The organism is Mesorhizobium sp. B1-1-1, from assembly GCF_006442955.1.
In the GTDB taxonomy this organism is placed as follows: Bacteria; Pseudomonadota; Alphaproteobacteria; order Rhizobiales; family Rhizobiaceae; genus Mesorhizobium.
On sequence record NZ_VFWW01000015.1, the window covers coordinates 107,692 to 119,065 of the forward strand.

Genomic DNA, 11,374 nt, shown 5'->3' on the forward strand with positions numbered 1-11,374 from the left:
GTCAGCCACCGGAGGCGTTCAGTTTCTGGCGGTACTGCTCGGCGTCCCAGTTGACGAGTTCGTCGTTCTCCGCCTCGGTAAGGTAATTCAACGTCGCCGTGACATCGACCCGCGCCGTCACGTCGGCAAGGCAACGCTGCATGGCGTCGGCGCCGGCGCTGGCATTGGCGCGCATCAGGACGCCGAGCCCCGGAAACAGGATCGACAGGGGCTGGGCGCCGCGACGCCTGACGACAGCGGCGACGTCCTCGCCGGGCGCAGCCACCACCGAACCCTTGCCGAGGAAGATGACATGGTCGGGATAGAGGCTGCCGCCCGATGCCATGCGGCGGCTGTCGGGATCGATGGCGACCGCGTGCGCCTCGGTGTCGATGGGCAAGCGGTAGCCGGAGTTTGCGGCAAGCGCGGTCAGTGCCGCGATGTCGGGCGCGGCCGCTTCGCGCGGCGCCCTTGCCAGAAGCCCGGTGACGCGGCGCAACAGCGCCTCCGCTCCGGTGACGGTCTCGGCCGCGACGACGAGGCCGTGATTGCCCAGGATCAGGACATCGATGCCCGGCCGCAGCCTTTCGGAGATGCCCTGGGCCAGCGGCAGGCCCGGCCGGCGGTAGGGAACATAGGCCCATTGGATGCCTGCGAGCCGGCGCGCGGCCAGGACCTCGCAATCGGCCTGCACCGCAAGCGAAATGGTGTCGACGCAGTGGACATGCAGGACCACGCGCTGCGGCATCAAGGCATGCACCGTGGTCTCGATCGAGGGACGCAGCCCGCGCGGGTTGAGCGCGCCAATGGCGAAGGCCTGAGGCTGGTCGGCGGCGGGGTCGCGTCGTTCAACCGCCTCGAGCAATGGCGCCATCGCCACCGGCACCATGATGTCATCGGCGAGCGCGTCTTTCAGCCAGGTCCCGGAAGCCTTGATCCACAGCGTGTCTCCGGCTTTCAGCGAGGTGTTGCCGCCGGCGGCCTGGGTCAGATGCGGATCCTGTCCGATGGCGGCCGAAAGCGCCCGCAGCGCCGCCAATTCCTGCGCATCCGCCTGGGTCGCCATCACGCATCTCCTCCAACAATCCGCCAACCGTCGAATGCGGTGGTCGGGCATTCGACGGGTTGATATCGCAGATAAGAGTGAGTTCCGTCAACCGTGATCGAATACCGTCAGTTGCGGCTTGCAATCGAGCTAATGTTGAGTAAGTTACACCAACTGCCGTCGCAGAACGGCGTTTTGGAGGAAACAGGTGAGCGACTCCGGCCGCCAGCGTCAGATCGTCGAACTCTTGCGTGATCGCCCCTTCGCCTCGGTGCGGGAGCTGCAGGAGCGGCTCGGCGTTTCGGCCGCGACGGTGCGGCGCGACATCGACCGGATCGACGAGGCGGGCGAGGCGCGCAAGGTCTATGGCGGTGTTTCGGCGCTCGACGGCACGTCGCAGGCCGGCGTCGCCTATGCCCGGCCCTATGACGAGAATCGCGACCTCGCGGTCGAGGCCAAGCGGCAGATCGCCAACCTAGCCGCGACCATGGTGCGCGACGGCGACGCGGTCATCGTGCATGGCGGCTCGACCTGTTTCCATCTCGGGGTCAAGCTCGCCGAGCGCAGCATCCGGCTCTACACCAACTCGATGCCGCTGGCGGCGTATCTGAGCGATCATGGCCATTGCAGCCTGACCGTTGCCGGCGGCGACCTGCACCGCGAGCCGGGCATCATTCACTCGCTCACCCATCCGGCACCTTTCTACGCTTCGAAGTTCTTTCTCGGCGCGCAAGGCATCGGCCAGGAAGGCTTGCTGGAATCGCACCCGCTGCTGGTGCGCTCGATCGTCGAGCTTAGCCAGTGCGCCGACCAGATCGTCGTGCTGGCCGACAGCCGCAAGCTTTCAATCCAGGCCCGTAACGTCGCGCTGCCCCTGTCGCGCATCGGCACGCTGGTCACCGACGACGGTCTTTCCGATGCCGACGCGCGCATGCTGGAGGATGCCGGCGTCATGGTGCGGATTGCTTCGACCATGGGAGCCATCGCATGAAGGTCGCGGTGCTCGACTTCGGCAAGACCAATTCGAAGCTGTTCGTCTTCGGCCAGGACGGACGCATTCTCGACGAGCGCCGGACCCAGCCGAAATGGGCGCGCCAAGGCGGCTTCAGCGTGCTCGATGAGGCCGACCTCCACGATTGGGCGCTCGGCGCCGTCACCGCTGTGATCGAAAACCATGGCGTGGAAGGGGTGATGGTGTCGGGCCATGGCTGCACCTTCGCCCTCGTGGACGACGCGGCGCTGACGCATCCGATCCTCGACTATGAGCAGGAGCCGCCGGCCGAAATCGCCGCGCGGATCGATCGCCGCATTCCGGACTACGCCGAGACGTTCTCGCCGCGGCTGCCGCTCGGTTTCAACTACGGCCGCCACATGCTGTGGCTGCAGGAGGCCGCATCCGACGCTTTCGCGACGGCGAAATGGATTCTCGGCTATCCGCAATATTGGAGCTGGCGCCTTGGCGGCAGGCCGGTTTGCGAAGTGTCCTATCTCGGCTGCCATTCGCATCTGTGGGCGCCGCGTCGTCACGATTTTTCCTCACTGGTCGACGCCGAGGGGTGGCGCCACCAGATGCCGGCCTTCGCGCGTGCCGGTACTGTCATCGGCGAACAGGACTTCGGCAGCGCGTCGCGGCCGCTCGCCATCCACAACGGCGTCCACGACTCGAATGCCGCGCTCCATGCCTATCGGCGGCAGGGGCTGGGCTCGGTGACAGTGGTTTCGACCGGCACCTGGGTCATCGTGCTCAATCCCGACTGTCCGCTCGAGGCGCTCGACCGCGATCGCGACATGCTGGTCAATGTCGATGTGGACGGCGGCCCGGTGCCGACCATCCGCTTCATGGGCGGGCGCGAATTCGCCGCCATCAGCGACGGCTGGCAAGGCCCGGTCGAAGGCGCGGCGGTGCAGCGGGCGATCGATGCCGGCATGATGGCATTACCGAGCTTCGCGCCGGGCGGGCCGATGCCAGGCCGTTCGGGCCGGCTGGTCGGACGCACGCCTGATGCCGGCGAGCGTGCGGCCGTGGCACTGCTCTATGTCGCGCTGATGCTCGACCTCTGCCTCGACCTCATCCATTCCAGCAACACCGTGATCGTCGACGGCGGGCTCAACACTGGCGGCCTGCTCGCCAGCCTGCTGGCGCAGCTGCGGCCGGAGCAGGCCTTCATGCAGGGCGCTTCGCTGCAAGGCAGCGCCACGGGCGCTGCGGCCCTGGCTTTCGAGAGCGTCGGGCGTGAATTCGCCGCCGAGCCGCCGGAGCCGGTGAAAGCAGCGCGCTTCACCAGCCTCGCCGGCTACCGCGACGGCTGGCGCGATCTGGTCGCCGGGACCGCCGGCAAGGTCGCAGCCCGATGAGCGCGCAGGCCAGGACGGAGACAGCCGGCATGGGGGCGGAACGCCACCCGGTGCTGGAAATGCGCCATATTTCGAAGACGTTCGGCGCGATCCGCGCCCTGCAGGATGTTTCGCTTACCGTCCAGGCCGGCGAGCTGCACGCGCTGATGGGCGAGAACGGTGCCGGCAAGTCGACGCTGATGAAGGTGCTTTCGGGCGCCTATCGTCCCGATCCCGGGGGCGAGATCCTGATCGATGGCATGCCCGCCGCGACCGGCGATCCGATCAAGGCGCGCGCCAGCGGCGTCGCGGTGATCTACCAGGAACTGTCGCTGGCGCCCAATCTGACCGTGGCGCAGAACATTTTCCTCGGCAACGAACCGCGCCGTTTCGGCATCGTCGACCGCGACCAGTGCAACCGGCGCGCGACCGAGATCATCGGCCGGCTCGGCGTTTCCTTTTCGGCGCGTGCCCTGGTTTCCGGCCTGTCACTCGGCGAGCGCCAGCTGGTCGAGATCGCCCGGGCGCTGTCGACCAATGCGCGCATCATCGTCATGGACGAGCCGACCACGTCGCTGACCTCGCGCGAGACCGAGCGGCTGTTCGAGGTGATCGCGACGCTGAAGGCGCAAGGCATCGCCATCATCTACATCAGCCATCGCATGGAAGAGGTCTACCAGCTCGCCGACCGCGTCAGCGTGCTGCGCGACAGCGGCTATGTCGGCACGCTGGAGCGCGCCGACCTCAGCGCCTCGCGGCTCGTTTCGATGATGGTCGGCCGCGATCTCTCGGCGTTCTACAAGAAGGATCACCGCCCGCCGGGCGAAAAGCGCGCCGTGGCGCTGTCGGTGCGCGGCATGTCCGACGGCAGGCTGCTGAAGGACTGCTCCTTCGACCTCTATCACGGCGAGGTGCTGGCGCTGGCGGGCCTCGTCGGCTCGGGCCGCACCGAACTTGCCAGGCTCATCTTCGGCGCCGACCGGCGCAGCGCCGGCACGCTGGAGCTCGACGGCAAGCCGATCGCCATCGGCTCGCCGCGCGAGGCGCTCGATGCCGGCATCGCCTATCTCACCGAGGACCGCAAGGAACTCGGCCTGTTCCTCGACATGTCTATTTCCGACAACATCAACATGGGCGTACTGGCCAGGGATGCGCGCGCCGGCGGCTTGCGGGACTTCGCCGCCGCCGACAGGCGCGCTGCGAAAGCCGTCGCCGATCTCTCGATCCGCACCCGCTCGGCGCAGGCCAATGCCGGTTCGCTGTCGGGCGGCAACCAGCAGAAGGTGCTGCTGGCTCGCCTGCTGGAGACCGAGCCGAAGGTCGTCATCCTCGACGAGCCGACGCGCGGCGTCGATGTCGGCGCCAAATCGGAAATCTACCGGCTGATCGACGATCTCGCCAACCGGGGCATCGCCATACTGATGATCTCCAGCGAATTGCCAGAGGTGATCGGCGTCGCCGATCGGGTGTTGGTGATGCGCGACGGCGCCATAGCGGGCGAGGTGACGGCGTCCCGGGGCGAGGCGCTTCGCCAGGAAGCGATCATGGAACTTGCGACGGGAGCGGCCCAGGAAGGACCGAAGGGATGACCGACAGAACGACCGCGACGACGAGTGTGGATCAGGCGGCGGTCAGGAGCCGGCGGCTGCGCACGGCTCTCGCCGCGCTCGGCATGCTGCCGGTGCTGGTGTTGCTGGCGGCCGGCTTCCAGTTCATCAATCCGCGTTTTCTCACCGGCACCAACCTGTTGATCGTCACGCAGCAATCGTCGATCAACATCGTGCTCGCCGCCGGCATGACCTTTGTCATCCTCACCGGCGGCATCGACCTGTCGGTCGGCTCGATCCTTGCCGCTTCCGCAATGGTGGCGGTGCTGGTGTCGCTGGTGCCGGACTGGGGCCTGCTCGGCGTGCCGGCGGCCATTCTGGTCGGTCTCGGCTTCGGGGTCATCAACGGGCTGCTCATCGCCTATATCAGGCTGCCGCCCTTCATCGTCACGCTGGGATCGCTGACCGCCGTGCGCGGCGTCGCCCGCCTGCTCGGCGAAGACACGACCGTGTTCAACTCCGACCTGCCGTTCGACTTCATCGGCAACGGCTCGCTGTTCGGCGTTCCCTGGCTGGTCATCATCGCGCTGACGGTGGTGGTGGTGTCGTGGCTGGTGCTGAAACGCACCGTGCTCGGCACCTGGATCTATGCCGTGGGCGGCAATGCCGAGGCGGCGCGGCTGACCGGCATCAAGGTGCCGCTGGTGCTGCTCTTCGTCTATGGCGTGTCCGGCCTGCTGGCAGGTCTCGGCGGCGCCATGTCGGCGGCCAGGCTCTATGCCGCCAACGGCCTGCAGCTCGGCCAGTCCTACGAACTCGACGCCATCGCCGCGGTCATCCTGGGCGGCACAAGCTTCGTCGGCGGCGTCGGCTCGATCTGGGGCACGCTGATCGGCGGGCTGATCATCGCCGTGCTGTCCAACGGGCTCATCCTGGCCGGCGTCTCGGACATCTGGCAGTACATCATCAAGGGATTGGTCATCATCGTGGCGGTCGCCCTCGACCGCTACAGGCTCCAGGCAGGGGCAAGAACGTGAGTGACCTTGTCGCCGGCATCAAAGACCGGCTTGTGTAACGCACCGTGAGAGGCGCGGGGCATCAGGAGGAAGTAAGCGTAATGAAGACCATCGCCAAACTGCTCTGCGGCGCCGCGTTCGCGGCCGTCGCCATTGCGCCGGCATCGGCCAAGGACCTGAACAAGGTCGGCATCTCGGTCGGCCTGCTCGGCAACCCCTTCTTCGTCGCCACCATCAAGGGCATCGAGGACGCGGCCAAGAAGATCAATCCGAACGTCGAGGTGACGTCGGTGTCGGCCGACTATGACTTGAACAAGCAGGTCTCGCAGGTCGATTCCTTCATCGCCGCCGGCGTCGACGTCATCATGCTCAACGCCGTCGATGCCAAGGCGATCGCGCCCGCGGTGAAGAAGGCGCAGGCGGCGGGCATCGTGGTCGCGGCCTTCGACGTCTCCGCGCCAGGCGCCGACGTCACCGTGATGACCAACAATGTCAAGGCCGGCGAGGAGGCCTGCCAATATCTGGTCGACCAAACTGGCGGCAAGGGCAACTACGTCATCCTCAACGGTCCGGCGTCCTCGTCGATCCTGGAGCGCGTGAAGGGCTGCAAGAACGTGCTTGCCCAGCATCCTGACATCAAGATCCTGTCCGACGACCAGAACGCCGAAGGCTCGCGCGACGGCGGCCTGAAGGTGTTCCAGTCGCTGCTGACCCGTTTCGACAAGATCGACGCGGTGTTCGCCATCAACGATCCGACGGCGATCGGCGCCGAGCTCGCCGCCAAGCAGCTCAACCGCTCGGAGTTCATCTTCACCGCCGTCGACGGCGCGCCGGACATCGAGAAGGAACTGGCATCCGGCAAGTCCATGATCAAGGCTTCTGCCTCGCAGGATCCCTACGTGATGGCCGGCCAGTCGCTGACGATGGCCGCCGACGTGCTTGCCGGCAAGAAGCCGGCGGAGCCGGTGGTGCTGCTCGATCCGAAGCTGATCACCGCCGAGAATCTGAAGGACTACAAGGGCTGGACCGCGGCCCGCTGATCAGTCCAAGGCGGACGCGGCCGGGCTGACCTGCCGCGTCCTCCTCATTTCGTCGCAAAACCGGAGACGATCATGTCGCGCATCGGAATCCACTCTTTCGTCTGGTCGGCGAGCTCGACGCAGGCCGAGCTCGAACGCACGCTGGCCAACACCAAGGAGGCCGGCTTCGACCTGATCGAATTCTCCTATCTCGACCCCGCCAATGTCGATATTGGCGGGCTCGCCAAGCGCATCGCCGATCTCGACCTCGGCGTGGCGATCAGCATCGGCCTGCCGGTCGACGGCGACATTTCGAGCGCCGACAAGGCGGTCGCCGCGCGCGGCGTCGGGATCCTCAACGACACCATCGCCCTGACGCGCGACCTCGGCGGCCAGAAGGTCGCCGGTATCCTCTCGACCAGCCACGGATTGCAGACCGAGGCGCCGACGCGAGACCAGTGGAACCGCAGCGCCGGGACGCTGGCCAAGGTCGCCGAAACCGCGAAGGCGGCAGGCGTCACGCTCAACCTCGAGATCGTCAACCGCTTTGAGAGCAATCTGCTCAACACCGCCGCGCAAGGGCTGGCCTTCATCGAGGACACCGGCTCCGACAACATCTTTCTCCACCTCGACACCTTCCACATGAACATCGAGGAGGCCGATGTCGGGCTGGCCATCCGCCATGCCGCCGGCAAGATCGGCTATGTCCATATCGGCGAGAGCCATCGCGGCTTCCTCGGCACCGGCAATATCGACTTCGCCGCGATATTCGATGCGCTGACGGCGATCGGCTATGCCGACGATCTCAGCTTCGAATCCTTCTCCTCGGAGATCGTCGACGAGAACCTGTCGAAGAAGACCGCCATCTGGCGTAATCTGTGGACGGACAACATGGCGCTGGCCAAGCACGCGCGCGCCTTCATCGGGCTGGGAATGGAAACGGCAAGGCGCAAGGCGGAACTCGTCGCGGCGCGCCACAAGCCCTGAGGATTTCAGACTGAGGAGCAGCAGGAATTACCAAATCGCCCACCCCAGGCGCGGACGCGCCTGGTTCCTGGTGCAAGGCCGCGAACTCAGCTTCATTGACTGTGAAGGCAGTTAATGCTACAAATTGCCTATGGTGCTGAGTCGCGCCAGGGACCCGCCGAGCAGGCGGGTTTTTTCGTTCAGAGCTCCGTCAAACAGTGCGAAGGCGCCGGTGAACCCGGATTGGTTGCCCTGGTCCCCCTGGCGGCATTGCCCACGCCACGCGTAACGGCTATCCGACGGTGCGACAGCGAAGCAAAACGGAGCCCCGGCATGACGAACAAGACGATCCTGAAATTCGGCACCGTCGAACACGCGGAAGCCGGCGACCTGCCTGGCTGGATCGCGGTCGAGGGCCGGCCGACCATGCAAACCGCAGTCCAGCACACGACCGCGGACGGCAAGGTGATCTCCGGAACCTGGCGCGCGTCGCCCGGTACGTATCACGCCACCTACACCGACTATGAGTTCGTGCACATGATCGCGGGCCGCATCATCATCACGCCCGACGGCGGCACGCCGGTCGAAGTCGGCCCCGGCGACGCCTTCGTGGTGGAAGCCGATTTCAAGGGAACCTGGAAGATCATCGAGCCGGTGACGAAGCATTTCGTGGTCAGGGTGGGCTGAGGCAGGCTGTCAGACAGACAAGCCAGCCGCTCGCTGGCCTTTGATACCTTTCGTCAATCCCGGCCATCCTCGCATGTCCACGCAACTGGCGGGGCCGTGACTGGCGCCCGGTTGGAGCGAACGGGACCAGAATGCCGGCAGGGCGAACGGTGTCCGCCTTGCTGATCGTGCCATCGCGTGAGACCTCGCGGCGAGCAATCTCACCATCGGAGCACGCAATCGGGCTACAGGACCCGCGGCCATCTCATTGTTTACTGAGAAAGGCCTTGCAACCCGGCGTAAGTTCGCTGAGGTGCTGTTTAAGGCAGCCTTGCGCCTTCACTTCGTTGTCCATGTGGCACACCCGCTTGGCGTCCGCTCTACAGGGGGTCTTGTAGGCATCTTTCGCTAAAGCGGCGTCGGTGAGAAAAAGCGATATACAAGCCCAAAGCGCCAGTTGAAGTGACTTTCGATTCCGCATGGTTGTGTTCCCATCGTGAGTGCAGAAGCGCGGTCTTTATATGCGTTAATGCTAAAGAATGGGAATCCACCATAAGGAGGAGGGTGCGAGCACCCGCGCAAAATCGGATGAGCAATGTAGCGCAAAACACGGCTTACATAAGCGCAGTGCTGACCAACTGTCTCGCGCACGGCTCAATCAAAAGCGCTAATATAATCGCCCGGTTTGTCGAGCTTGTTTCCAATTTTGTGTTGGAGTAACCCAATATCGCTTGGGAACACGAAATGGAGAGGGTCGTCAGGCCGGGTGCGGGATAAATTTTTTCCTGCCATTTTTCTGAAATACGGAATTGTTCCTTGGCATCGGAGGGAAATACTCTCCGTCTTGAATAAATAACGAATCCGTGATTGCGGGCGTTTTATTCCTGATTGTCGATGACGCGAAGAATATTCGATCCGTAATCGAGCAGTTTTCGTATACTTATAAATGAGGGGCGAGATGTCTACCGTGTTTAGACGCGCGTACATCAAACCAGGTTGGTGTTTTCTTCTCGTGGTCACGTCGGTTGCGTTCCTCATTTGCCTGGGGGGTGGGGAACTCACTGCGGGTGAGTTCAAGAAAACCAGCTGTTGGTTCGAAATTCCGCGGGATCGGGCAATGACGTGTGGGACCGTGAATGTTCCAGAAAATCGAAAGAAGACGGGTGGTACCGAGGTCGTCCTGTCCGTGGTCGTATTCGAACCGGACCGCGAACGGCACGAACCGGTAGTGTTTCTCACAGGAGGCCCGGGGCAGCCTACCGACATCGCCAATAGCGACGACATCGATGGATGGTGGGAATTCATCGGCGCCCAGAGCTGGATGATCGGACGCCGAGTAATCGTTGCTGATCAGCGGGGCATCGGAAAGTCCGCTCCCGCCTTGGACTGTTCTCAATATTTCAAGCCCGATCATTGGAACGCCATTCTCTCGAGCGTTGAGGTCGAAACCACCTTTAGCAAGCTCAAAAAAGATGAAGTTCTTGCATGCAGGACGGCGTTGATCGCAAAGGGCATTGATCTTGATGCCTACAACACTGAGGAGAATGCGGAGGATATTGATGACCTTCGGAAGGCTCTCGGGATAGAAAAGTGGGTTCTCTATGGCGTCTCGTATGGCACCAGGCTTGCACTCGAAGTGATGAACCAGCACCCCGAAGGGGTATCGGCGAGTATACTGGATTCAGTTGTTCCTCTGGACATCAATTACCTGAACGAAGATGGGCCGAATCTCGACCGATCGTTAAAATTGCTAGAGCGAGACTGTGAGGCAGCGAACAGATGCATGAATGGGATATCCAATGCTGTTCAGCTTATTGCAAGACAGCTGGATCGGCAGCCTTTGCTCTTGCGCAGCACAGATAAAGAGGCGCGCTACACATATGTCTCCGGGGCAGATTTCCTCGAGCTTATATTCGGCATTTTATACGATCGCGATGCGCTCCTGACCCTGCCGGAGCTGATCGAGAGGACATACAAACAGGATTTCAGACCCCTGGCGGAGATACTTTTCGATGCTGACGACCTGGAGATCTCCCAAGGTATGGACTTCTCTGTAAGTTGTTCCGACAGCGATCTCCCCGATCTGAATGGCAAGCAGGACAAATACTGGTCGAAATGGGTTGAGCTGAACGACTACTCCTGGGCATGCCCTCTTTGGATGCTTGAGAACGGGCCAGCATCGCAGGTGCAGCCGCGCCGCACTGACATACCCACTCTTCTGTTGTCGGGAGAATATGATCCAGCAACGCCGACAGCATGGGCGGACCACGCGGCGAAGACCCTTCCTTTCGGCCAGGTGGTGGTCTTTCGGGGGATCGGACACGATGTCATAGATTCCGATCCGTGCGGGTCGAAAGTAGTTGCTGATTTCCTTGCAAACCCCAAGCTCAAGTTGAAGACTGAATGTATCGGTGAGATGGGGGCCCCGCAATTTCCAAGCCCGCCAAAGGAACTGTGGTCGGGAGCGGAGGCACTACACTCTATATCAGCAAATCGCTCAAGGCAGGATAGGTTGAGATTTCGATTTGGGCACTGAAATTCCTCTTAGCCAAAATTGTAAAATCCGATATTTTGCTGCCGACGAAGTTAAGCTAAAGCGGAACTCGCAATCAATTAAACACTACGGTAGCATCGCTTAAGGACCCCTCTCGTCTTGCGGGTGGAAGTCGCGTGCGTGTCGCATTTCGATTATCAAATTCCGAAGTTTCACAGAAATTGTAGGAGGATCGAACAGTGTTTACGTCTCGTCGTGTATTGCTTTCGGCCTTGGGTGCAAGCATCGCATACGCCGCCTTTGGTGGC

General features: G+C 63.0%; 9 protein-coding genes. 8 read left to right on the forward strand and 1 reads right to left on the reverse strand.

Annotated features, from left to right (window positions below):
* Nucleotide 1: 1 nt before the first annotated feature.
* A complete protein-coding gene (locus tag FJ986_RS27090; RefSeq protein WP_140517929.1) occupies nucleotides 2-1,045 on the reverse strand; it encodes a class II aldolase/adducin family protein in 1,044 nt (347 codons plus the stop codon).
* A 187-nt stretch (nucleotides 1,046-1,232) separates the two neighbouring features.
* Here FJ986_RS27090 and FJ986_RS27095 point away from each other — a divergent pair, with 187 nt between their 5' ends.
* The 8 genes from FJ986_RS27095 (at nucleotide 1,233) to FJ986_RS27130 (ending at nucleotide 11,108) form a co-directional block, all read left to right on the forward strand.
* Entirely contained in the window at nucleotides 1,233-2,015 is a 783-nt protein-coding gene (locus tag FJ986_RS27095; protein ID WP_140517930.1) for a DeoR/GlpR family DNA-binding transcription regulator, read from the forward strand.
* Entirely contained in the window at nucleotides 2,012-3,379 is a 1,368-nt protein-coding gene (locus FJ986_RS27100; protein WP_140658332.1) for an FGGY-family carbohydrate kinase, read from the forward strand. The genes FJ986_RS27095 and FJ986_RS27100 overlap by 4 nt, the downstream gene beginning before the upstream one ends.
* Nucleotides 3,376-4,947 (forward strand): sugar ABC transporter ATP-binding protein, encoded by a 1,572-nt coding sequence (locus FJ986_RS27105; RefSeq protein ID WP_140658334.1) that lies wholly within the window; start codon nucleotides 3,376-3,378, stop codon nucleotides 4,945-4,947. The genes FJ986_RS27100 and FJ986_RS27105 overlap by 4 nt, the downstream gene beginning before the upstream one ends.
* On the forward strand, nucleotides 4,944-5,942 hold the full coding sequence (locus FJ986_RS27110) for a ribose ABC transporter permease (protein WP_140517933.1): 999 nt from the start codon (nucleotides 4,944-4,946) through the stop codon (nucleotides 5,940-5,942). The genes FJ986_RS27105 and FJ986_RS27110 overlap by 4 nt, the downstream gene beginning before the upstream one ends.
* Nucleotides 5,943-6,022: 80 nt before the next feature.
* Nucleotides 6,023-6,961, forward strand: coding sequence for an ABC transporter substrate-binding protein (locus FJ986_RS27115; protein ID WP_140517934.1), 939 nt, complete (start codon nucleotides 6,023-6,025; stop codon nucleotides 6,959-6,961).
* Between the two features lie 72 nt (nucleotides 6,962-7,033).
* On the forward strand, nucleotides 7,034-7,927 hold the full coding sequence (locus FJ986_RS27120) for a sugar phosphate isomerase/epimerase (RefSeq protein WP_140584663.1): 894 nt from the start codon (nucleotides 7,034-7,036) through the stop codon (nucleotides 7,925-7,927).
* Nucleotides 7,928-8,239: 312 nt separating this feature from the next.
* Entirely contained in the window at nucleotides 8,240-8,593 is a 354-nt protein-coding gene (locus FJ986_RS27125; protein WP_140501578.1) for a cupin domain-containing protein, read from the forward strand.
* A 937-nt stretch (nucleotides 8,594-9,530) separates the two neighbouring features.
* Entirely contained in the window at nucleotides 9,531-11,108 is a 1,578-nt protein-coding gene (locus tag FJ986_RS27130) for an alpha/beta hydrolase (RefSeq protein ID WP_181165413.1), read from the forward strand.
* Nucleotides 11,109-11,374 lie beyond the last annotated feature (266 nt).

Bases quoted from the DNA above. Each gene is read 5' to 3' on its own strand.
- FJ986_RS27110 (WP_140517933.1), top strand. From the start codon at position 4,944: ATGACCGACAGAACGACCGCGACGACGAGTGTGGATCAGGCGGCGGTC.
- FJ986_RS27105 (WP_140658334.1), top strand. From the start codon at position 3,376: ATGAGCGCGCAGGCCAGGACGGAGACAGCCGGCATGGGGGCGGAACGC.
- FJ986_RS27120 (WP_140584663.1), top strand. From the start codon at position 7,034: ATGTCGCGCATCGGAATCCACTCTTTCGTCTGGTCGGCGAGCTCGACG.
- FJ986_RS27130 (WP_181165413.1), top strand. From the start codon at position 9,531: ATGTCTACCGTGTTTAGACGCGCGTACATCAAACCAGGTTGGTGTTTT.
- FJ986_RS27100 (WP_140658332.1), top strand. From the start codon at position 2,012: ATGAAGGTCGCGGTGCTCGACTTCGGCAAGACCAATTCGAAGCTGTTC.
- FJ986_RS27090 (WP_140517929.1), bottom strand. From the start codon at position 1,045: ATGGCGACCCAGGCGGATGCGCAGGAATTGGCGGCGCTGCGGGCGCTT.
- FJ986_RS27115 (WP_140517934.1), top strand. From the start codon at position 6,023: ATGAAGACCATCGCCAAACTGCTCTGCGGCGCCGCGTTCGCGGCCGTC.
- FJ986_RS27125 (WP_140501578.1), top strand. From the start codon at position 8,240: ATGACGAACAAGACGATCCTGAAATTCGGCACCGTCGAACACGCGGAA.